Origin of the sequence: Saccharibacter sp. 17.LH.SD (assembly GCF_009834805.1) — a bacterium.
Taxonomy (GTDB): Bacteria; Pseudomonadota; Alphaproteobacteria; order Acetobacterales; family Acetobacteraceae; genus Saccharibacter.
In genome coordinates this window covers 623,583-645,221 of record NZ_WVHO01000009.1, presented here as the reverse complement: position 1 = coordinate 645,221, position 21,639 = coordinate 623,583, and the positions used below count along the sequence as shown (strand labels likewise).

Here is a 21,639-nt window from a genome sequence, read left to right as displayed (position 1 = left end):
AATCAGCCTTCTCCCATCAAATCTGGAAAGAACGCGCTGTTAAGCTCACGAAGCTCCTTCACGTCAAGCTGCATTCCGACTGGGATGTGAATCTGCTCACCACCAATCTGGCCAAGGCGACGCACCGGCACCCCTGCATCTTCTGCGGCTTTTAGGAGATGATCCGCCTGTGTTGTCGCAACGACATAACGGGCTTGATCCTCTCCAAACCAATAAGCATGCGGAGATACTCCGCTTGGATTCGCTTCCAAACGGCATCCAACACCACTGACCATGGCCATTTCAGCCACTGCAACAAGAAGTCCACCGTCAGAAACATCATGACATGCCGCAACAACACCCTTCTGGATATGTTCACGAATAAAGTCGCCATTGCGCTTTTCTGCGGCAAGATCCACGCGTGGTGGAGCGCCTTCTTCACGCCCACAAACCTCGCGCAACCACAGAGACTGGCCAAGCTCGCCCCAGGTTTCACCAATCAGCAAAAGCTCACCTTGTTCAGGCATCGCCATCCCAACAGCTGTTGCAATATCGTCGAGAACACCCACCCCACCAATAACAGGAGAAGGTTGAATAGCCGTCGTTAACCCCGTGTCAGAACGTGTCTCGTTATAAAGAGAAACATTCCCGCTCACAATTGGGAAGTCTAATGCGCGACCAGCGTCCCCGAGCCCTTTAATCACCCGGACGAATTGCCCCATAATACGCGGATTTTCTGGGCTGCCGAAATTAAGGTTATCGGTCATCGCCAAGGGCTTGGCGCCTGTCGCTGTCAGATTGCGCCAGGCCTCAACAACCGCCTGCAATCCACCCACATAAGGGTCAGCTTGGCCATAACGCGGCGTACAATCCGTGGTCATCGCAAGCCCACGTTTTGTTCCCTCAACACGAATAATAGCAGCATCAGCAGCACCAGGATGTTTTAACGTCTGGCCACCAACGCTACTGTCATACTGGTTCCAAATCCATGCACGTGAGGCGAGATCTGGTGAGGCAATCAGAGTGCGTAAAGCCCCTTCAATTCCTGCTGGATCAGAAGGTGCCGTTAAAAGCGCAGGAGGTTCTTCATACACTGTTGGTCGATCATAAACAGGAGCTTCATCTGCCAATGGTCCCAGCGGAATATCAGCTTCTACTCTCCCATTATGGCGCACCGTAATCCGCCCACTATCAGTCAGATGACCAACAATAGCGAAATCCAGTTCCCATTTCTCGAAGATCTTGCGCGCCACCTCTGTGCGATCAGGGCGCAGCACCATCAGCATACGTTCCTGGCTTTCTGAGAGCATCATCTCATAAGCCAACATATTCGCTTCACGCTGCGGCACATGGTCAAGATCAAGATCAATCCCAACCTCTCCCTTGCTCGCCATCTCAACAGCAGACGACGTCAGACCGGCAGCCCCCATATCTTGGATCGAAATGACCGCATCAGTCGCCATCAACTCAAGACAAGCCTCTACCAGAAGCTTCTCCGTAAAGGGGTCTCCAACCTGGACCGTCGGCCGCTTGGAGCTTGATTCTTCATCAAACTCAGCAGAGGACATGGTCGCACCATGGATACCATCGCGCCCTGTCTTAGAGCCGACATACACAACGGGATTTCCCACGCCAGCGGCAGCGGAGAGGAAGATACGGTCCTTCTGTGCAATCCCAACGGTCATGGCATTGACGAGGGGATTTCCATTAAACGATGGATGGAAATTTACTTCCCCGCCAACGGTTGGTACGCCAATGCAGTTCCCATACCCACCGATACCACGCACAACGCCATCAACAACACGGCGCGTATCCGCATTTTTGGGGGAGCCAAAGCGCAATGCGTTCAAGTTCGCAACAGGCCGTGCGCCCATTGTAAACACATCACGCAAAATTCCACCGACACCCGTCGCGGCCCCTTGATAGGGCTCGATAAAGGATGGGTGATTATGGCTCTCCATCTTGAAGACAGCGGCAAGACCATCACCAATATCGATCACACCCGCATTTTCGCCTGGCCCATGAATAACCCATGGCGCTTTCGTTGGCAGTGTTCTCAAATGCATCCGCGATGATTTGTAGGAGCAATGCTCCGACCACATCACCGAAAAAATACCCAATTCCGTTAAGCTCGGTGTCCGCCCCATAATGGCCAGCACCTTGCCATATTCATCATCTGTCAGCCCAAAAGAGCGTGCCAGATCTCCATCAACTTTCAAACTCATGTGCTGAGACTCTCCACAATCCCTTTAAAGAGCGGCATTCCATCCGTCCCTCCGAGGGCCGGGTCAGTGAGATTTTCAGGATGCGGCATCATGCCACAGACACGGCGGTTTTCACTCAGCACACCGGCAATAGAGCGTGCACTACCGTTCAGGTTGATCTGGGCATCATCATGCTGAATATACCCATCATCTCGACAATAACGGAACGCCACACGTCCCTCACCTTCGAGGCGATCTAACATCTCTGGAGCTGCGGTATAGTTCCCATCACCATGTGCCAGAGGCGCCCGAAAGACATCCCCTTTTGCCCACCCATGGGTGAAAATGTTCTCCTTTCCCTCAACCTTTAAATGACAGTCTTGGGAAAGAAAGCGCATCCCAGCATTCCGCAACAAAGCCCCTGGTAGCAGCTGAGCTTCTGTCAGAATTTGGAACCCATTGCACACGCCCAGGACATACCCACCTTGCTCAGCAAAACGACGAACCGCTGTCATGATGGGTGAATGTGCGGCCATGGCGCCACTACGCAAATAATCCCCAAAGCTAAACCCGCCTGGGAGAACAACAAGATCCAAGCCTGTGACACTCTCTTCCTGATGCCACACGAGTTTGGGCGCCCGACCGGTTGCCAAGGTCAGTGCCTGGACCATGTCGCGTTCCCGGTTGGTCCCCGGGAAAACAACGATCCCTACCTTCATTTGCTTCCCCCTGACGGCGCAGCTGGGCTCGCTGTCTTCAATGTTGAGCCACATGGATAGTTTTCATGTAAAGCGCGATACACGCCCTTACCCGCAGGCTGAGACAAAGCGTCTGTATGGGCTGCCAGCCATGCTACAACAACATTACGTATTTGTAGCATCTTCTGCCCATCTGGCACACAAAAAGCGACCGGCGTATTATCGTGCAACAATTCCCCGTATTCATGGGAATACGCTTCACCATCGATCACGCCAGACAGGTAAGCGTCGCACATTTTTACGCCGTTTTTCTGGGTGCACATCGCCCCTAAAGCTTTCCCTGTTATAGAGGAATCACGCTGCGCTTGTGCCGCTTGTCCTAAGGAGAGAACCCCAAGACCGACCACAGCCAACATACCAACACGTGTCATCTTTTTCATGCAACGACCTCCACATGAAAGTCTTCAATGACTTCATTTGCGAGGAGAGCTTTCGCCATAGCTTCCCCTTCTTTACGGGCTTCATCAGCTGTCTTAGCAGCCACATCCAAGTCGACCACACGACCAATGCGCACTTCGCCCACCCCTTTAAAACCTAACGCCGCCAAAGCATGCCCCACTGCTTTCCCTTGTGGGTCAAGCACACCCTCTTTGAGAGAAACGAAAACCCGAACTTTCACTGCTCATTCTCCGCTGTCATGTTATCACCTTTTCCGCTCTCTGGCAGAATACCAAGGCGACGTGCCACTTCCTGATAAGCCTCTTCAACGCGCCCTAAATCACGACGGAAACGGTCTTTATCCATTTTCTCATTCGTGCGGATATCCCATAAACGGCAATTATCCGGCGATATCTCATCTGCTAAGACAAGGCGCATTTCATCGCCTTCCCACAAGCGACCAAACTCTAATTTAAAATCAACAAGCGTAATGCCAACCCCTGCCAACAACCCACTCAAGAAATCATTCACACGAAGGGCCAATGTTTCCATATCCTCAAGCTCTTGAGGATGTGCCCATTGGAACGTTGTTATATGATTTTCCGAGACAAGCGGATCATTCAACGCGTCATTTTTGTAATAATATTCTACCAAGGCGCGTGGTAAACGCTCCCCTTCTGGCAGACCAAAACGTTTGGAAAGAGAGCCAGCGACAACATTACGCACCACCACTTCCAATGGCACGATCTCAACTTCTTTCACCAACTGCTCACGCATATTAAGGCGACGGATAAAATGGGTCGGGATCCCCATATCCTGTAAACGAAGCATTAGATATTCACTAATGCGGTTATTGAGCACGCCTTTTCCGGTGATAATACCACTTTTCGCACCATTACCGGCGGTAGCATCATCCTTAAAATATTGTACAACCGTTCCTGGCTCGGGACCTTCGAAGATAATCTTCGCTTTCCCCTCATAAATCTGACGACGGCGGGCCATAACTCTATCCTTACTCATGCACGGCCAAACACTGACGTGCCCATGTATCTTTTACACGGGTCACGCCAACCATGCGAGAATCGAAACAATCAGTAAATTGGATGCTCTTATTCTTCAAAAACACGTTTGAAGATCGTGTCCACAGCGCGCAGATGCCGAGCAGGATCCAGCGCATCATCAATAACAGCCTTGTCAATTCGCCCTGAAACATCTGGATCATTTTCCAGATTTTCACGGAAGGTACGCCCCTCTTTTTGGCCAAGCTTCGTCCATGTTGCCATCGCGGCACGCTGTACGATCTTATACGAATCTTCACGCGAAATGCCCGCACGTGCCAGCGTCAACAAGACTTCGCCTGAATGTACCACGCCACCAAGACTTTCGACATTGGCAAGCATCTGGTCTGGATAGATAACCAGCTTCTCCATCATGGAGGCTAGACGCCCAAGAGCAAAATCCAGAACGATGGTGCCATCAGGGCAAATATTCCGCTCAACGGATGAGTGGCTGATATCTCTCTCATGCCATAGCGCAACATTCTCTAATGCTGGAATGACATAAGAACGCACCAAGCGTGCCAACCCTGTCAAATTTTCAGATAGAACGGGATTACGCTTATGCGGCATTGCTGAGCTGCCCTTCTGCCCAGCATGGAAGAACTCCTCAGCCTCACGCACTTCAGAACGCTGTAGATGACGAACTTCAACCGCCAAACGTTCAATACTGCTCGCAATCACACCCAATGTGCAGAAGAACGCAGCATGACGATCCCGCGGGATCACCTGAGATGAGATTGTTTCAGCCTTAACACCCAGATGTTCTGCAACATAAAGTTCAATTTCTGGGTCAATATGTGCATATGTTCCAACGGCACCAGAAATCGCACAAACGGCAATCTCTTCACGTGCTGTTTCCAACCGGCGACGATTACGCGCAAATTCAGCGTAATGACCCGCCAATTTCAAACCAAAACTTGTTGGTTCAGCATGAATACCATGGCTTCGGCCAATGGTAACTGTTTCACGGTGCTCGTAAGCACGTTTTTTCAAGGCAGCAAGAACTGCATCCATATCTTCCAATAGCAAATCAGCCGCTTGCGTTAATTGTACTGCTAAGCAACTATCAAGAACGTCGGAAGACGTCATACCTAAATGAACAAAACGGCTTTCAGGACCAATCTTCTCTGCCAGCCACGTCAAAAAGGCAATAACATCGTGACGCGTTTCAGCTTCGATCTCATCAATACGAGCTAAATCAGCATCTGAAAACGCTGCCATTGCAGCATCACCTTTGGTACGGATGACACGCGCCGCTTCTTGAGGGATATCACCTCGGCGCGCAAGAGCCTCACAAGCAAGGGCTTCAATCTCGAACCAAATACGGTAACGATTGACGGGAGACCATATAGCCGTCATTCGAGGACGAGAGTAACGGGGAACCATGACGTAACTCCGGCAGAAAATACGATGATTGCCTGATTAGACAAATAACACTCTTTTGCCCAGAGCTGCCGTGTCATTCTCGTCCAGCAAGAGGGCAGGTTTTTAGAAGGGAACATGCCTATGAGCCTCTTCATGTTTCTACAGGATACCCTGATCCTCATTGCTGTTATCCTCATTGACGTTACGTTAGCCGCCAATAACGCCGTCGTTATTTCTATGTCAGCCCAGGGACTCACAGAGAAACAACGGCGCTCAGCAATCATCTACGGTACGGGATTTTCTGCCTTATTGCGTATCGGGATGACCTTAATCGCAAGTCATATTTTAGATATCGTCGGGCTAACTTTTTTTGGCGGCATCTTACTTCTTTGGGTCTGCTGGAAAAGCTTACCCAACTCCCTCAACCGTCATCCCGCTGAATCCCCAGAACGCTCTACTTATGTGGGGGAAGCCATTATCAAAATCATCATCGCCGATATCGCCATGAGTTTTGATAATGTCATCGCCGTCGGTGGTGCCGCCACCTCCCACCCTATCATTATTCTGCTGGGGCTTATCGCCTCCGTTATTTTAACCGTCACCGCATCTCTGATTGCCGTGCGTCTACTAAAACGCTTCCGATGGCTTGCCTGGAGTGGTCTCATTCTCATTTTTGCAGTAAGTCTTAGGCTCATTATTCAAGGCGGTTACAATGCTTGGCTCTTTTTTGCGCATTAATCTCAGTGCAGCACTTTATCCGTCATTTTTTGGGTTTTTACTCTTCTCTACCCCTCTCGGACTAGCCGCGACCCCTGACGATAATCCTTCTCCCGTCGCGGAACGGCTTACAGAGTGGAAAGCACTGACAGCCCCAAACGCACTTTCTTTCCCAGCTCAACGTTATGCCGACTTCCTAAAGCAATCTCCCTCATGGCCGCTTCAACATAGAATCGAATGGCGATATCAAAACGCCCTCGCCCAAGAAACAAACTCCGATACACTGCGCGCTCTTTGCCCTAAATACCCTCTCACACAGCTTTCCGCTCTCCTGACATGCACCTCCACCACATCAATCTCTAGAAAGAAAATACGCCACTTCTGGGTCGAGAACCTCACAACGCCAGGGGATGAAGCCCTCTTTCTGCAGAACTTCCAATCCTCCCTTACAAAAGACGATCAATGGAATCGTTACATTCTTCTTGAACAGCAACGCAATAAAAGCGCCGCATTACGGCAAATCCATCGTCTGACTCCAGACGAACAGTCACGTGCCCAAATACGCTGGGATTATTATTTTAATGCGCCTGATGCCGATACACCTGACGCTCAACAAGTATCGCTCCAAGACCCAACTATATTACTCTATCGTCTTAAATGGCTTAGAGAACACAACTCTCTAGACGAGGCCTATCAACTTTGGCAGCAACACGGCTTGGCTGCGGAGCAAACAGCCAACTCACCTCGTCCACAACTCTGGACGACAGAACGTCTCTCCCTTGCACGCCTGCTCTTACGTCAACCCAACAATACCCAAACCGCTCAACGTATTATTGTCCTCACAAGCGGGCGAACCCTCCCCGAATCATCCCCCCTACGACAAGATGAGCAAATTCTTAATGGCTATGTCTGGTTAACTTATCTGGGGAATGCCAACAAAGCAGAGGAGAGTTTTGCTCCTCTAACGCACAATCTTTCTTTATCACCCCATGCAGCCAGTTTCTACTGGAGCGCACGGTGTGCCGAGGCCGAGCATAATGTCTCGCAAGCCACGAACCTCTACCAAAAAGCAAGCCAATATCCGACAACATTTTACGGCCAACTTGCCCTTGCTCACCTTACACACACCTCCCTGCTCAGTCAGAGTCAACGACCAACCAATTTTTTAATAGCCTTACAACATCGCCTCAACGCCCTACCCTCATTACCGCCTGGAACGCCGATTTTTCGGCAAGATCTTGTGGAAGCGGCTCAAATTCTACAAAGCCAAGGAGACGATAAAGACGCCACTCTATTTCTCTCTTTCCTACAAGCACATACTGGCAATATCGCAGCGCAACAAAGTGTCGCAAATCTTGCAACACGCCTTAACCTTCCCAAAGCCGCTGTGATGGCCGCTCGTACCCTCGCTAAGCACGGGCTTGTTCTTTATCCAGAAGGGTACCCCGTCCCTGTACAGATACAGGATTCCGCGCTCCCATCTCTCCCCTCCGGCTTGCTACAAGCTCTTATTCGACAGGAGAGTAGTACTGACCGTTATGCCATAAGCCCACGACACGCTATCGGCATGGCGCAGCTCCTATATCCCACGGCTAAAATAACAGCACAACGCCATGGCCTATCCGCACGGTCGCTGACACCACAAGCATTAACAGACCCCAATATTAATATTCATATTGGTTCATTTTACTTACAAGATCTTTTATCTCGCTTTAACCAAGTCATTCCCTACGCATTAGCGGGTTATAATGCTGGGCCTGCAAAGGCACAGAGATGGCGCAATAATTTCTCAGAATTTCTTCCAGCATCACCCATCACAATGTCTGATGACGACCAGATATTACACTGGATTATTCTTATCCCTTACCACGAGACACGTCATTACATTGAACAAATCGAAACAGACATGTCTCTCTATGCCTCGATGGCAGCCAAACAGTGAAGCAAAAAAAAACGGCCCCGAATAACGGGGCCGCTTCCACCACTGTATTTAAACAGTAATTAGTTGCTCTGTGGTGCTGGCATATTGCCAGGAGCTGCTGGTGCAGCAGGAGCAGCCGGTGCACTTGGAGCCACTGGCGTCTGAGCTTTCTGCAAAGAAGATGCGTTCAAGTCATCAGAAGCGCCCTTCTCCTCACCTGAAGCAGGAGCTGCCTTCTTGTCACCCTTCTTCATAGCGCACTTCTTACCATGATGGTGTCCATGGTGATGACCATGATGTGCAGCGAAAGCAGGAGCAGAAGCGACTGTCAGGCCAGCCAAAGCAACAGCAACAAGAGATAATTTCTTCATAAAAAACCCTCCTTCATCTTTAAGACGATACAGCTCGTATCCTACGACGAAGATATATACAAAACAATAACCTAAAGTATTACATCCTCGACATGTTTCATTTAGGCTTCATTAAGAATTTGTGTTTTGTTTCTTTTGCAACACTGCGGGACCATACACTCGGTTTGCCCTCGCCGTGAAGGCTTTCACCATACGGCGCACCCCTTCGTTGAAGACAACGCCAATCGCATTGCTCAACAAACGTGACCGAAATTCAAAATCAACATAAAAATCGACCACGCACCCACGTTCATCAGGCGTGAAAATCCATCGATTCGTCAAATACTTAAACGGCCCGCGCTCGTGCGTGACAACAATACGGCGCGCTCGCTCCAATATAATACGACTCGTATATGTCTCTGAAAACGGACCAAACCCTACAGTCAAATCCGCTAACAGCTCATTGTCATTACGAGAGCGAACAACAGCGCGTTTGCACCACGGCAAGAACTCTGGATAACGACCGACATCGGCCACAAGATCAAAAAGCTGCTCCGGTGTGTAAGGGATGATGCGCTTCTCAGTGTGAGATGGCATTAACCTTGTCCTTTCAGACGGCGGACACGTTTGGCCCGTAACTCTGCAAAATCACGATCCGCATGGTAAGAAGAACGTGTTAAGGGAGAAGAACTTACCTGCAAAAACCCCTTAACACGCGCCCATGCAGCATAATCCGAAAACTCGTCCGGTGTTACGAAACGCTTCACCGGCGCATGCTTAACGCTTGGCTGTAAATACTGCCCCAACGTCAAGAAATCGACATCGGCAATGCGAAAATCATCCATCACTTGCCCTACTTCAGCCTTTTCCTCTCCCAGCCCCAACATGAGACCCGATTTGGTAAAGAGTGATGGATCAAGACGTTTCGCCTCATCTAATAGACGAATAGATTGATAGTAACGTGCCCCTGGACGAATCCCAGGGTAAAGGCGAGGCACCGTCTCAATATTATGATTGAACACATCAGGGCGGGCCTGAACCACAACTTCAAGCGCCCCGTCTTTCCGTAAAAAATCGGGCGTTAATACTTCAATCGTCGTCTCTGGGGATGAAGCACGAATCGCAAGGATAACCTCTGCGAAATGCTGCGCCCCTCCATCGGGAAGATCATCTCGATCAACCGATGTCAGCACCACATGTTTCAGTCCCAAAGTCGCAACAGCATCTGCGACACGACTAGGCTCATCGCGATCAAGTGGCAAAGGAAGACCCGTCGCGACATTGCAAAAAGCGCAAGCACGCGTGCAGATCTCCCCCATAATCATCATGGTTGCATGACGCTGCGACCAACATTCACCAATGTTAGGACACGCAGCCTCTTCACAAACGGTCGTTAACTTATTTTTACGCATCAACTCCCGTGTCTCGTGATAACCAGGATGCGCCCCAGGGGCCTTCACCCGTATCCATGATGGCTTCCTTTGGATCGGGTTATCAGGCCGGTGCGCCTTTTCAGGATGACGCAGCCCTGCCATCCGAGATTGTTGATGATTGATCACGATATGCTGGGACATAAAAATCAGATGTGCAAAGCACCCTCAAAAGCAGCCAAGACAGATTCATGCATCGTCTCAGAAATCGTCGGATGCGGGAAGACTGTTTCACTCAGTTCCGCCTCGGTCAACTCCCCGGTTCGGACAATCACATAACCCTGGATCATTTCGGTAACTTCAGCCCCGATCATATGGGCCCCAAGAAGCTCTCCTGTCTCCGCATCGAAAATGGTTTTCGTCATACCCTCGGTCTCACCAAGAGCAACAGCTTTCCCATTCGCCAAGAAAGGGAACTTCCCGACTTTGATACGGTAACCCGCTTCTTTTGCTTTTTCTTCTGTCAAACCCACTGATGCAATTTGTGGATGAGAATACGTGCATCCTGGAATATTCCGTGGATGCAGAGGCTCTGGAGAACGCCCACTAATTTTCTCGACACACAGCACGCCTTCATGGCTTGCTTTATGAGCGAGCCATGGAGCCCCAGCCACATCGCCAATCGCATATAAACCAGGCTCATCCGTGCGGCAAAACTCATCGACAATGATATGACCACGCTCAACCTGAGCGCGGGTTTGCTCAAGGCCAAGATTTTCTACATTCCCGGTGATACCAACCGCACAAATGACACGATCAACCGTCAGCTCAACAGTCCCTTTAGGTGTCTCAAGGATTGTTGAAACGTGATCATCCCCTTTTTGTAGAGAGCCCACTTTCGCGCTGGTATGGATCACAATCCCGCGTTTTTCAAAGGCCTTACGTGCTTGCATGCTGATCTCAGCATCTTCTGCCACCAAAATACGGTCCGCAACTTCAGCGATTGTGACCTCACATCCCATATCGCGATAGAAAGAAGCAAACTCGACCCCAATCGCCCCGGAGCCAATAACCAAAAGCCGCTTTGGCAACATGTCAGGCGTCATCGCTTCACGCGCACCCCATACAAGCTTACCGTCCGTCTCCAGACCTGGAAGCTGACGGGCCCGTGCACCTGTTGCCAGAATAACATGGGGAGCCTGAAGGCGCGTCGTCTCCTGCCCACCTTTCAACACGGACACGGTATGCACATCACCAGAACGCCCAGCCAGTTGAGCACGCCCTTCGACGGTCTTCACCTTTGCTTTCTTTAAAAGATGCGCCACACCGCGCCCCATACGAGCCGCGATATCGCGTGAACGTTTCACAACACTTGGGAGATCAAAAGACGGATTCTCAGCCGATAATCCGTATTCTTTCAGCTTGTATAGAGACTGATAAACTTCAGCGGAACGCAGTAAAGCTTTGGTGGGAATGCACCCCCAATTAAGGCACACCCCTCCTAACTGCGCATCCTCAACGAGCGCTACATTCATACCAAGCTGGCTCGCCCGTAGCGCTGCCACATAGCCCCCTGGGCCACCACCAATTACAATAAGGTCAAATAGATTAGACATCGGTCAGATCACCAGAGAATAAGGGTTCTGGACAAGATCACGCAGCATGTTGAGCCATTGTGCGCCCAATGCGCCATCAATAGCACGATGATCCACAGACAACGTCGCCGTCATCATCGTTGCTGCACGCACTTCGCCATCACGAATAACAGGGCGTTTCTCACCAGCCGCAATGGCCAAAATAGCCGCCTGAGGTGGATTAATAATCGCGGCAAAATCTTTCACGCCAAACATTCCCATATTAGAAATTGAGAACGTCCCACCTTGGAATTCTTCAGGCTTCAACTTCCCTTTACGGGCCCGTATCGCCAAATCACGCGCTTCCGCACTAATCTGCCGTAACGTTTTTTGATCTGCCTTACGAATGATCGGCGTAATTAACCCATCCGGAATTGAAACAGCCATAGCGATGTCAACATCACTAAAATGCAACATCTCCGTTTCAGTGAACTGGACATTTAAGCCCGGCCTCTTCTTCAGCGCCAACGCGACAGCCCGGATCATCATATCGTTGACAGAGATCTTAACCCCCTCATCGACCAACGAAGCATTTAATTTACTCCGCAAAGCCAAAAGCGCATCAAGCTCAATATCAACCGAGACATAGAAATGCGGCACCTGTGTTTTTGACTCTGTTAAACGGCGCGCAATAACTTTCCGCATCGTCGAGTGTGGAACACGTTCAATAGAGCCTGCTTGCTCAGCGACACTCTCTCCGGAAGTCGATTCTTCCTTCTGACCCGATGCCGCTTTTAATCCCGCCTCAATATCACGCTTCAAAATACGGCCGTTCGGGCCCGTTCCTTTCAGCGATGCAATATCGAGACCATGCTCTTTCGCCAAACGGCGCGCGAGAGGAGAGATAAATATTCTTTCCTCTTTCGTTCCGCTACCCTTACTTTCTTTAGAAGAAGATGTTGGCGCAGCCGCTACTGAAGCTTTGTCAGCAGACGCCCCACCGCCCTCTTTCTCTCCTGAAGGCACGCTGGCTGGAGCCTCCGGCACCGCTTCACCTTCTTCCACCAAGATTGCGATAGGCGTATTGACCGGAATATCTGCTGTTCCCTCTGGGACCAAAATACGCCCCAGAATTCCCTCATCAACTGCCTCAAATTCCATTGTGGCCTTATCGGTTTCAATCTCTGCCAATAAGTCGCCTGAAAGAACCTTATCGCCTTCTTTTTTCAACCACCGAGCCAACGTGCCGGTTTTCATGGTTGGTGATAAAGCTGGCATTAAAATATCAGTGGCCATGGATCTTAATCTCCAAACTGCTTGCGCACAGCATCCACCACCCATTCGGGCTTCGGAAGAGCTAATTTTTCAAGATTAGCGGCATAGGGTAGCGGAATATCAAGCCCACAGACACGCGCTGGCGGCGCATCGAGCCAATCGAAGGCTTGCTCAACAGCGACCGTGCAAATTTCAGCACCGATCCCAGCAACCGGCCACCCTTCTTCTACAGAAACGATTCGGCTGGTTTTCTTAACACTTTTGATAATCGTTTCTGTATCAAGTGGACGGAGAGAACGCAGATTAATCACTTCTGCATCGATCCCCTGCTTTGCCAATTGTTCAGCAGCCTCAAGGGCCACACCGACCATAATAGAGAAAGCAACAAGCGTCACGTCACGCCCCTCTCTCTCAATACGAGCTTTCCCAATAGGAAGAACGAAATCATCCGCTACGGGGCAAGGAAATTTTTGCCCGTATAAAATTTCATTCTCCAGAACGACAACTGGATTAGGATCACGAATAGCCGCCCGCAAAAGCCCTTTTGCATCAGCAGAAGACCATGGTGCGACAACCTTTAACCCTGGCACGTGAGCATACCAGCTCGCATAACACTGAGAGTGCTGAGCCCCGACACGAGCTGCAGCCCCATTGGGCCCACGAAACACAATCGGGCAAGACATTTGACCACCCGACATATAACGCGTTTTTGCGGCAGAATTGATAATATGATCGATCGCCTGCATGGAAAAATTCATTGTCATGAATTCAACAATTGGCTTCAACCCTGCAAGAGCAGCCCCCACGGCCATCCCTGTAAAACCATGCTCGGCAATCGGCGTATCAATAACACGCTTTTTACCAAACTCATCAAGAAGCCCTTGGCTGACCTTATAAGCCCCTTGATACTCGGCTACTTCTTCACCGAGGAGAAAGACTTCTTCATCACGCTGCATCTCAGCACGCATCGCCTCACGAAGCGCTTCACGCACGGTGATCTCGACCGTCTCACCCCACTCTGGCTCAACCAAACTTTGGGACGCCGCTGCTGGCGCGGCTGGAACGTTTTTTTCTGAAGAGGGTTGTACAGCTTCCGATGACGGTTTTTCATCACCTTTGAGATCAAAGGTCTCCAGAACCGAGGCGTCATCCCCCTCCTCAAGCAAGATAGCAAGAGGTGTATTCACCGCAATATGCTCAGCGCCATCCTGCACAAGGATACGCCCTAAAACACCCTCATCAACAGCCTCAAGTTCCATCGTGGCTTTATCAGTCTCGATTTCAGCCACCACTTCACCAGAAGTGACGCGATCCCCCTCTTTCTTGAGCCACCGCGCCACTGTGCCTTCGGTCATCGTCGGAGAAAGAGCCGGCATAAGAATTGGAGAAGCCATGGTTACACCTCCACCAAAACGTCAGTCCACAACTCTGACTCATCAGGCTCAGGACTTGTTTGTGCGAATTCTGCAGCGTCTTTCACAATATCTTTGACGTCAGCATCCACAGCCTTGAAGAAACTCTCCTCCACGCCCTGCCGCTTCATCTCAGCTTTGAGCGTTTCAATAGGGTCACGCGTTTGACGCATTTCCTCTACTTCGGAACGCTGACGATATTTCGCGGGGTCTGACATAGAGTGCCCACGATAACGATACGTTTCCATTTCAAGGAGGAAAGGCCCTTTCCCAGAGCGACAATGCTCAAGCGCTTCTTGAGCTGCATGATACACCGCTACGACATCCATCCCGTCAACTTTACGCGATGGAATTCCCCACGGAGCCCCGTTTTTCGACAGATCTTTGGAGGCGGACACACGGTCAATAGCGGTCCCCATCCCATAGCGGTTATTTTCAACCACATAGAGACATGGGAGTTTAAAAAGAGCCGCTAGATTAAAGCTCTCATAAACCTGACCTTGGTTAATCGCACCATCACCTAGATACACGATAGAGGCACGCCCCTCATCGCGATAAGCACTCGCAAAACCCAGGCCCGTACCTAACGCGACCTGTGCCCCAACAATGCCATGTCCCCCGTAAAACTCTTGCTCACGCGAGAACATATGCATGGAGCCACCTTTACCACGGGAGTAGCCACCCGATCGTCCTGTCAGCTCAGCCATGACGCCACGTGACGTCATCCCAGCTACGAGCATCTGACCATGATCACGGTAAGACGTAATGGAGCGGTCCCCTTTCTTCATCGCTAGGCCTATCCCAGCAACAACCGCCTCTTGGCCGATATAAAGATGGCAAAAACCACCAATCTTTCCCATACCGTAAAGCTGTCCGGACTTTTCTTCAAAACGACGAACAAGGACCATGTCCCGATAGGCACGTTCCATCTGCTCTTTTGATAATACCGGACCATTCTGTGGGGACGACGCATCCACCGTGATACCCATGGCAGTCTCCTGGGGATTATTAAAACTTTAATAGAAACCAGATTCACTACAAGAAAAGGGAAAAACATCCCCTTCCCGTCCCACTGGTTCCCTCTCTGTCATATGAATTAGAAGCCGAGCAAACGACGCGCCGCTAAACCCGGATCTGGCTCTTTTAGAAGAGATTCACCAACCAAAACCGCGCTGCACCCTGCCTCACCTACTTTTTCAAGGTCAGCTGGGACACGAATTCCACTCTCCGAAATCACAAGCCGATCCGGAGGAACAGACGGTGCAAGGTCAACAGTCGTCTGCAAATCGGTTTTGAGTGTCTTCAAATCACGATTATTGATGCCAATAAGGAAGCTCTCATAAGCCAAAGCGCGATTAAGCTCTTCCTCATTATGAACCTCAAGCAGAACATCCATGCCATACCCACGGGCCAAAGCAATCAGCTCTGCTGCCTGATTTTCTTCCAAAGCCGCCATAATGAGCAGAATACAGTCAGCCCCGACTATGCGGCTTTCATGTACCTGCCAAGGATGGAGGATAAAATCCTTCCGCAAAATCGGCAGACTACACGCAGCACGTACCGCTTCCAGGTCATCCGTGCTCCCATGAAAGCACGATCCTTCTGTCAGCACAGAAATACAGCTAGCTCCAGCTGTTTGATAGGATTTCGCAATCCCTGCTGGATCATAATCAGGACGGATAATCCCCGCTGAAGGTGACGCTTTCTTTACTTCAGCAATCAGCCCAACCCTGCGGTCAGCCGTAATATGCTGCAGAGCCTGGCCAAATCCCCGTGTCGGGATCGTCACCTCACGCGCTTTCGCAGCAATATCCTTTAAGGGCATCACCTGCATACGCTGCTCAACATCAAGACGCGTACGGGCACAGATACGCTCAAGCACGTCTGCACCTTTTTCACTCTCATTTTCCGCTTCCGTCATCGAAATCGCGCCACCTGATTTCGACACATCAGCTTTTCCGACTTCAGGTGTCTGTTCGGAAGCCATATCCGAAGCCGGGGACGGCCCGTCACTCTCTGGGGGAGCAAAGGCAACCATCGGCCGTTGTGGCAAAAATATCATGATCGTCCCGAAACTCTAACTTAGAATAGGTAAAGCGGCGTCACCGCTTGACAGAGGGCTTACACCTCTTTGCGCCTGTGTCAAAGCCCCTAAAGCAAGACCACTCTCTAATGAATGCATTGCCATAGCAAGATTTTCCTTCAACGCCTGCGATGAAACGCGTCCCTCTGTCAGAATAGAACCGCGACCAGCCACATGGAGAGCCACGGCTGCATTTAACAAAACCGTGTCGCGGTAACACCCTTTTTCTCCTTCGAAAAGGGCTTTCATGCATTGTGCATTTTCCACAGCATCACCTCCACGCAGCTCACTCACTGGCATAGAAGGTAACCCAGCCATTTCAGGCGTTATGTCCAGCTGCAAAAGCTTGCCTTTTTCCCAAGCTGTAATTTTTGTTGGGCCAGCAAGCGTTAACTCATCAATCGGGCCTTCATCCGTTTCCCCCTGCACCGCCCAACATGACACACCACCAAGCTCGCCCAAAACACGCGCAACAGGGGCACACCACTGGCTAGAAAACACACCAACAAGCTGACGTCTCACCCCAGCCGGATTACATAACGGCCCGAGCAAATTAAATAATGTCCTGAAACCAAGCGCTTTCCTAACCGAACCAGCGACCTTCATAGCTGGGTGATGCAAAGGTGCGGCTAAAAAAGCAAGATGCTGCGTAAGTAATCGCTCTTCTTGCTTCTCTATATTGCCATCGGCAGGAATGCCCAAAGCTTCTAGAACATCCGTCGCGCCCGTACGAGATGACAGAGCACGCCCCCCATGCTTGGCCACATCAACTCCAAGCCCAGCCAAAACAAACGCCGTCGCTGTCGACACATTGAGTGTTTTCAGGCCGTCCCCCCCTGTCCCGCAAACATCAATGGCATGAGGCGGCACATGAGAAAGCTTCAGCATGTGACGACGTACAGCCCGAACAGCACCTAACAACTCTTCTGGCGTCTCCCCACGCACATGCAAAGCTGTTAGAAAAGCCGCCAACTGCACCTCAGAGACATCTCCCCCCATAATCGCCTCAAAGGCACTTTCAGCATCCTTCGATGAAAGCACCTTTCCTTCAGCAACCATGCGAAGAAAAACCGGAAACCCTCCAGCCATTGACGCCGCCATTAAGCAGCTTCCACGGCGACGGATTTCAGAAAATTCTCCAAAAGCTGACGCCCAGACTCAGACGCAATACTTTCTGGATGAAACTGAACGCCATGTATGGGGTACGCCCTATGACGCAATCCCATAATGACACCATCTTCTGTCCGTGCATTCACGATAAGATCATCAGGGATCGTCTCTGGAGCAACCGTCAAGCTATGATACCGCACCATACCGACAGGCTCCGGAAGCCCTTCAAATACTCCCGTCCCATCATGCAAAATTTCACTAATTTTGCCATGCATTGGTACAGGTGCACGAACCACTTTTGCCCCAAAAACTTGCCCTATGGCCTGGTGCCCCAAACAGACCCCTAACACCGGTATTTTCCCCGCGGCTTCCCGCACGAGGTCACAGCAAATGCCCGCTTCATTAGGCGAGCATGGCCCAGGAGAGAGCACAATGGCAGAAGGCTTTAAGGCAAGCGCCTCCTCCACACTGAGAGCATCATTACGTTTAACAACACATTCAACCCCAAGCGCCCCAAAATGATGGACGAGATTGAAGGTAAAACTATCGTAATTATCGATTAGCAAAATCACAGCGTATTCCCTTCTTTCTCGTGACTCACCGCTGAGTCAGATAAGGATGAGAGCGTGCCTTTTCTAGAGGTCGCGGCATGACGCACAGCCATTTCAGCCGCTTTAAAAAGAGCACGCGCCTTCGCCCGCGTCTCCTCATATTCCGTTTCTGGGTCCGAATCAGCCACAACACCGCAGCCGGCTTGCACGTACATTTGACCGTCCTTTAACACAGCCATACGCAAACCAATACATGTGTCCATGTCACCATTCGCGCCGAAATACCCTACACATCCAGCATAAGGTCCTCGTCGAGTTGGCTCCAATTCATCAATGATTTCCATACTACGAATTTTCGGCGCCCCTGAGAGGGTTCCCGCTGGGAAACCAGCCGACAATACATCAAGCATGCTTAACTCAGGGCGAACCTGCCCGGTCACTGTCGATGAGATATGCATAACATGGCTATAGCGCTCAATCACAAAACGATCCGGAACAGCAACGGACCCAGGCTGCGAAACACGCCCCACGTCATTTCGTCCCAAATCAATAAGCATCAGATGCTCCGCCAATTCCTTCCCATCAGCGAGCAATTCTTTTTCTAATGCCAAATCATGCTCTCGATCTCTCCCCCGTGGACGGGTCCCTGCCAAGGGACGTACCGTCATTTCCCCGCGATTCAATCGCACAAGAATTTCTGGAGAAGAGCCAACCAGAGTAAACCCATCCAATTCCATCAAGAACAGGAAAGGAGCCGGGTTCACCCGCCGCAAGCTACGATACAACGCTAAAGCAGAAAGCGGAAACGGTGTTTGAAAACGCTGACTTGGAACAACCTGAAACGCATCCCCCGCCGAAATATACTCCTTAATGCGCACGACATTCTCAAGAAAACGTTCATGCGACATATTCGCGGTAGGTTCTTGCAACACCGTGCCTTCTGGTAGGCGGTTGATCTCATCAACCAACGGCTTACGCAAAGCCTCCCGAGCTTGTTGTAATAAACGTTTTGCCTCGTGATACCCGTCTTCATGCCGTACAGGAGCGGCCAGAATAAGCTCATCTTTAACCGTATCAAATACGGCAAATAAACGGGGACGAATCATCACCCCTTCAGGCAAGTCGAGATCATTCTTCGGAGCATGCGGCAAAACTTCCATTTGCCTGACCATGTCATACCCTAACACACCGAAGACACCTCCAATCATTGAAGGTAACTCTTCAGGCAGATCAATCTGACTTTCTTCAATTAATTTATTAAGCGAAGGCAGCGGCCCTTCTGGTTGCACCACACCATCTCGTGTGGCCTTCCCATCCTTACAAATCCAAACCGTATCCGGCATGAGGGCGATAATTGAGTAACGCCCCCGTGTCTCCCCACCTTCGACACTTTCGAAAAACAGACGATATGGGTCATCTGCTAATTCTTTAAGACGTAAAAATACAGAAAGAGGCGTTAAAAGATCCGCTGCCTCAATAGTATGAAGAATATCACTCACTTTTATTTCTACCTTACATTACCTGACATACGCTGCTGTAATTGCGTCGTAATTTGATGAATTATATCATAATTTTGGCGATGCACCGGAACTTGGTGAAGGTACGCCATTCCCAGAGCCTCTGGCAAATCACCTGCATATTCCTGCTGGAGTTGCTGCCCCACTTTCTGACGCAGCATATTTTCTTCAGAGGGCTCAGCCTCTTGCTCACCCGTAACCTGGACGAGCCAATAGGCATCTCCCACCTCAAGCATCACCGTCTGACCTATTTTCTGATCAAACGCAGCACGTGTGATCAGCTCTGGCACATCATTGCGTGGATGCAAACGTGAGAATATCTCATCCTTTTGCAGGACTGTTTTCTCTTGCTGAGCCTTGAATATCGCACGCAGCCCATTCTTCTTAGCGTCCTGATAAAGAGAGGTTACGCGAGTATCTTGGGCATGTTTTTTCTGCTCGTCTTGCCAAGCCGTCACAACATCGGCACGAGCATCATTAAAGGCTTTTACATGACCTGGTTTCACTTGATCGACCAGAACAGCGAAAGCTCCTCCGTTAGGAAGCGACACGACATGAGGAAGCTCACCTTTTTTCTGTAGAAAAATCTGATGAAGAATCGCTTTGCGCGTTGCCTCATCCCCTGGCAAAGGTGCCGCCTCACCCTCGGGGGTCATCCCTCTTTCATCAAGTGTCCCAGCCCCAGGTACCGCTCCCAAATTTGTAGGAATTTTATCAAGCTCGGTTGATCCTGCGACTGCCTCTTCAAAAGGCTTCATGACCTGCCCTAAACGCGTTGCTGTCTCAGCATGTCGAATTTCGGATCGCATCCCATCACGTGCTTGCTCAAATGTTACGACATGCGCCGGTGTCACGGTAACAACATGGATCACACTCCACCCAGCGGCTGTTTTCACAGGCCCTACGATACTCTGAGCACTAGCAGAAAAAACGGCCTTCCCTAAGGCTGGGTCTGGAAAATCCCCTTGGCGAGCGTCCGACAGAGAAGCCGGGATAGCGCTGGGGAACTGCTTTTGCACATCTTCCCATCGTGCGCCAGAACGCCATGCTTGTGCAGCATCTTCAGCTGACTTCATATCCGCAAAGCCAAGCACTTGAACTGTACGTAACTCCGGTAAATTATAGTCCCGTCCACGCTCCTTATAGAGTTTCTGCAAGACATCGTCAGGAACCTCAATGGACGCCGCAACAGAGTCTGGCAAAAGTGTAACAATTTTCACATGCCGAAACTCGGCTGTTCGAAACATCCACGGATGGTTGTCGTAAAAACGATGCAACTGTTGTTCTGTAGGATTCCCACTAACCTGCCCCTCTGAGAAAGGAAAACGCGCAATATCGACCTTTCGAGCACGTGTATAGAATTGCACGATCTGCTCAATTTCAGCAGACGGAACCTGTGGGGCCTGCCCAAACCCGAACATCATCGTCCGCATCATCAAGGTTTGCTGAACCTGGTTAACAAGATCCTGATGGGACATCCCGCTCTGGGTAAGCAATTGGTCCATTTTTTGTGCACTGAATTGCCCTTGGGCATCAGCAAATTCAGGCATCGAAAAAACAGTCTGCCGAACAAGAGCATCACTTGGGTTAATCCCACTCTTTTCCCCGACAGCCTGAGCCGCTTTAGCAACAACGACGTCCCGCAAACTCTCTTGCGTTAAGTCTTCTGCAACCCCTGGTCCACGCAGCGCTTCTGGAGAGACCCCACTCTGCTGCAGATAATTTAAGCGCTTTTGAATTTCTCGCTCGACATCATCCACTGTGACTTTATAAGGCCCAACCTGCGTCACATCTTGAGGCGTTAGCCCACCAAAGCCACCTGACAGCCCGACAAAGCTACCCCCTAAACCGACAAACGCTAGAAATAATACAAGAGCGATAACCCGGCCAATCCAGGTGTCAACAACGAAATGACGCAGAGCAGTAATCATAGAAACGAATGTCACTTATCCAGAGGAGAGGATGGCATTAACGGGTAAACCCGGTTAGAGTGGAAAGCAGCATACTGATGCCGAGA

20 protein-coding genes are annotated in these 21,639 nt (G+C 50.4%); 2 read left to right on the top strand and 18 right to left on the bottom strand.

The window, feature by feature from the left end:
* Nucleotides 1–2: 2 nt before the first annotated feature.
* The 6 genes from purL to purB all read right to left on the bottom strand — a co-directional run bounded on the left by purL (nucleotide 3) and on the right by purB (nucleotide 5,763).
* Nucleotides 3–2,204 carry a phosphoribosylformylglycinamidine synthase subunit PurL gene (gene purL / locus GS501_RS04270; protein WP_160830587.1) on the bottom strand — a complete coding sequence of 734 codons (2,202 nt, stop codon included), beginning with the start codon at nucleotides 2,202–2,204 and terminating at the stop codon, nucleotides 3–5.
* Nucleotides 2,201–2,902, bottom strand: coding sequence for a phosphoribosylformylglycinamidine synthase subunit PurQ (gene purQ, locus GS501_RS04265; RefSeq protein ID WP_160830586.1), 702 nt, complete (start codon nucleotides 2,900–2,902; stop codon nucleotides 2,201–2,203). Before purQ ends, purL begins: the two co-directional genes overlap by 4 nt.
* Nucleotides 2,899–3,321: a Rap1a/Tai family immunity protein gene (locus tag GS501_RS04260; protein WP_160830585.1), complete on the bottom strand. Its 423-nt coding sequence runs from the start codon at nucleotides 3,319–3,321 to the stop codon at nucleotides 2,899–2,901. The genes purQ and GS501_RS04260 overlap by 4 nt, the downstream gene beginning before the upstream one ends.
* Nucleotides 3,318–3,560, bottom strand: coding sequence for a phosphoribosylformylglycinamidine synthase subunit PurS (gene purS, locus GS501_RS04255; protein WP_160830584.1), 243 nt, complete (start codon nucleotides 3,558–3,560; stop codon nucleotides 3,318–3,320). The genes GS501_RS04260 and purS overlap by 4 nt, the downstream gene beginning before the upstream one ends.
* Entirely contained in the window at nucleotides 3,557–4,321 is a 765-nt protein-coding gene (gene purC / locus GS501_RS04250) for a phosphoribosylaminoimidazolesuccinocarboxamide synthase (protein WP_160830583.1), read from the bottom strand. The genes purS and purC overlap by 4 nt, the downstream gene beginning before the upstream one ends.
* A 107-nt stretch (nucleotides 4,322–4,428) precedes the next feature.
* Complete coding sequence (gene purB, locus GS501_RS04245; protein ID WP_160830582.1) at nucleotides 4,429–5,763, bottom strand: adenylosuccinate lyase; 1,335 nt, start codon at nucleotides 5,761–5,763, stop codon at nucleotides 4,429–4,431.
* Nucleotides 5,764–5,883: 120 nt separating this feature from the next.
* Between purB and GS501_RS04240 the strand changes: the two genes are divergently transcribed.
* Both GS501_RS04240 and GS501_RS04235 read left to right on the top strand, forming a co-directional pair.
* On the top strand, nucleotides 5,884–6,480 hold the full coding sequence (locus GS501_RS04240) for a YjbE family putative metal transport protein (RefSeq protein ID WP_202405290.1): 597 nt from the start codon (nucleotides 5,884–5,886) through the stop codon (nucleotides 6,478–6,480).
* Entirely contained in the window at nucleotides 6,455–8,401 is a 1,947-nt protein-coding gene (locus GS501_RS04235; protein ID WP_160830580.1) for a lytic transglycosylase domain-containing protein, read from the top strand. The genes GS501_RS04240 and GS501_RS04235 overlap by 26 nt, the downstream gene beginning before the upstream one ends.
* 59 nt (nucleotides 8,402–8,460) lie before the next feature.
* Here GS501_RS04235 and GS501_RS04230 read toward each other — a convergent pair whose 3' ends face one another.
* The 12 genes from GS501_RS04230 to GS501_RS04175 all read right to left on the bottom strand — a co-directional run bounded on the left by GS501_RS04230 (nucleotide 8,461) and on the right by GS501_RS04175 (nucleotide 21,553).
* Nucleotides 8,461–8,751, bottom strand: a complete 291-nt coding sequence (locus tag GS501_RS04230; protein WP_160830579.1) for a hypothetical protein — start codon at nucleotides 8,749–8,751, stop codon at nucleotides 8,461–8,463.
* Nucleotides 8,752–8,862: 111 nt separating this feature from the next.
* Nucleotides 8,863–9,327, bottom strand: coding sequence for a type II toxin-antitoxin system RatA family toxin (locus GS501_RS04225; RefSeq protein WP_160830578.1), 465 nt, complete (start codon nucleotides 9,325–9,327; stop codon nucleotides 8,863–8,865).
* Complete coding sequence (lipA, locus tag GS501_RS04220) at nucleotides 9,327–10,304, bottom strand: lipoyl synthase (protein WP_160830577.1); 978 nt, start codon at nucleotides 10,302–10,304, stop codon at nucleotides 9,327–9,329. Before lipA ends, GS501_RS04225 begins: the two co-directional genes overlap by 1 nt.
* A 5-nt stretch (nucleotides 10,305–10,309) precedes the next feature.
* A complete protein-coding gene (gene lpdA, locus GS501_RS04215) occupies nucleotides 10,310–11,716 on the bottom strand; it encodes a dihydrolipoyl dehydrogenase (RefSeq protein ID WP_160830576.1) in 1,407 nt (468 codons plus the stop codon).
* Nucleotides 11,717–11,719: 3 nt separating this feature from the next.
* Nucleotides 11,720–12,970 carry a pyruvate dehydrogenase complex dihydrolipoamide acetyltransferase gene (locus GS501_RS04210; protein WP_160830575.1) on the bottom strand — a complete coding sequence of 417 codons (1,251 nt, stop codon included), beginning with the start codon at nucleotides 12,968–12,970 and terminating at the stop codon, nucleotides 11,720–11,722.
* 5 nt (nucleotides 12,971–12,975) lie between these two features.
* Nucleotides 12,976–14,343 (bottom strand): pyruvate dehydrogenase complex E1 component subunit beta, encoded by a 1,368-nt coding sequence (locus GS501_RS04205; RefSeq protein WP_160830574.1) that lies wholly within the window; start codon nucleotides 14,341–14,343, stop codon nucleotides 12,976–12,978.
* Between the two features lie 2 nt (nucleotides 14,344–14,345).
* Nucleotides 14,346–15,350 (bottom strand): pyruvate dehydrogenase (acetyl-transferring) E1 component subunit alpha, encoded by a 1,005-nt coding sequence (gene pdhA / locus GS501_RS04200; RefSeq protein WP_160830573.1) that lies wholly within the window; start codon nucleotides 15,348–15,350, stop codon nucleotides 14,346–14,348.
* A gap of 107 nt (nucleotides 15,351–15,457) precedes the next feature.
* Nucleotides 15,458–16,282: an indole-3-glycerol phosphate synthase TrpC gene (gene trpC, locus GS501_RS04195; protein WP_370517939.1), complete on the bottom strand. Its 825-nt coding sequence runs from the start codon at nucleotides 16,280–16,282 to the stop codon at nucleotides 15,458–15,460.
* Nucleotides 16,283–16,438: 156 nt separating this feature from the next.
* The gene (gene trpD / locus GS501_RS04190) at nucleotides 16,439–17,545 is read right to left on the bottom strand and encodes an anthranilate phosphoribosyltransferase (RefSeq protein WP_237442390.1); all 1,107 of its coding nucleotides are present in this window, start codon (nucleotides 17,543–17,545) and stop codon (nucleotides 16,439–16,441) included.
* The gene (locus GS501_RS04185; RefSeq protein WP_160830571.1) at nucleotides 17,545–18,126 is read right to left on the bottom strand and encodes an aminodeoxychorismate/anthranilate synthase component II; all 582 of its coding nucleotides are present in this window, start codon (nucleotides 18,124–18,126) and stop codon (nucleotides 17,545–17,547) included. The genes trpD and GS501_RS04185 overlap by 1 nt, the downstream gene beginning before the upstream one ends.
* A complete protein-coding gene (gene trpE / locus GS501_RS04180) occupies nucleotides 18,123–19,604 on the bottom strand; it encodes an anthranilate synthase component I (protein ID WP_160830570.1) in 1,482 nt (493 codons plus the stop codon). Before trpE ends, GS501_RS04185 begins: the two co-directional genes overlap by 4 nt.
* Before the next feature lie 8 nt (nucleotides 19,605–19,612).
* A complete protein-coding gene (locus GS501_RS04175) occupies nucleotides 19,613–21,553 on the bottom strand; it encodes a peptidyl-prolyl cis-trans isomerase (RefSeq protein ID WP_237442389.1) in 1,941 nt (646 codons plus the stop codon).
* Between the last annotated feature and the right edge of the window lie 86 nt (nucleotides 21,554–21,639).

Coding starts and splice junctions, on each gene's coding strand:
- purL (WP_160830587.1), bottom strand. CDS start 2,204: ATGAGTTTGAAAGTTGATGGAGATCTGGCACGCTCTTTTGGGCTGACA.
- purQ (WP_160830586.1), bottom strand. CDS start 2,902: ATGAAGGTAGGGATCGTTGTTTTCCCGGGGACCAACCGGGAACGCGAC.
- GS501_RS04260 (WP_160830585.1), bottom strand. CDS start 3,321: ATGAAAAAGATGACACGTGTTGGTATGTTGGCTGTGGTCGGTCTTGGG.
- purC (WP_160830583.1), bottom strand. CDS start 4,321: ATGGCCCGCCGTCGTCAGATTTATGAGGGGAAAGCGAAGATTATCTTC.
- purB (WP_160830582.1), bottom strand. CDS start 5,763: ATGGTTCCCCGTTACTCTCGTCCTCGAATGACGGCTATATGGTCTCCC.
- GS501_RS04240 (WP_202405290.1), top strand. CDS start 5,884: ATGAGCCTCTTCATGTTTCTACAGGATACCCTGATCCTCATTGCTGTT.
- GS501_RS04235 (WP_160830580.1), top strand. CDS start 6,455: ATGCTTGGCTCTTTTTTGCGCATTAATCTCAGTGCAGCACTTTATCCG.
- GS501_RS04230 (WP_160830579.1), bottom strand. CDS start 8,751: ATGAAGAAATTATCTCTTGTTGCTGTTGCTTTGGCTGGCCTGACAGTC.
- GS501_RS04225 (WP_160830578.1), bottom strand. CDS start 9,327: ATGCCATCTCACACTGAGAAGCGCATCATCCCTTACACACCGGAGCAG.
- lipA (WP_160830577.1), bottom strand. CDS start 10,304: ATGTCCCAGCATATCGTGATCAATCATCAACAATCTCGGATGGCAGGG.
- lpdA (WP_160830576.1), bottom strand. CDS start 11,716: ATGTCTAATCTATTTGACCTTATTGTAATTGGTGGTGGCCCAGGGGGC.
- GS501_RS04210 (WP_160830575.1), bottom strand. CDS start 12,970: ATGGCCACTGATATTTTAATGCCAGCTTTATCACCAACCATGAAAACC.
- GS501_RS04205 (WP_160830574.1), bottom strand. CDS start 14,343: ATGGCTTCTCCAATTCTTATGCCGGCTCTTTCTCCGACGATGACCGAA.
- pdhA (WP_160830573.1), bottom strand. CDS start 15,350: ATGGGTATCACGGTGGATGCGTCGTCCCCACAGAATGGTCCGGTATTA.
- trpC (WP_370517939.1), bottom strand. CDS start 16,282: ATGACGGAAGCGGAAAATGAGAGTGAAAAAGGTGCAGACGTGCTTGAG.
- trpD (WP_237442390.1), bottom strand. CDS start 17,545: ATGGCGGCGTCAATGGCTGGAGGGTTTCCGGTTTTTCTTCGCATGGTT.
- GS501_RS04175 (WP_237442389.1), bottom strand. CDS start 21,553: ATGATTACTGCTCTGCGTCATTTCGTTGTTGACACCTGGATTGGCCGG.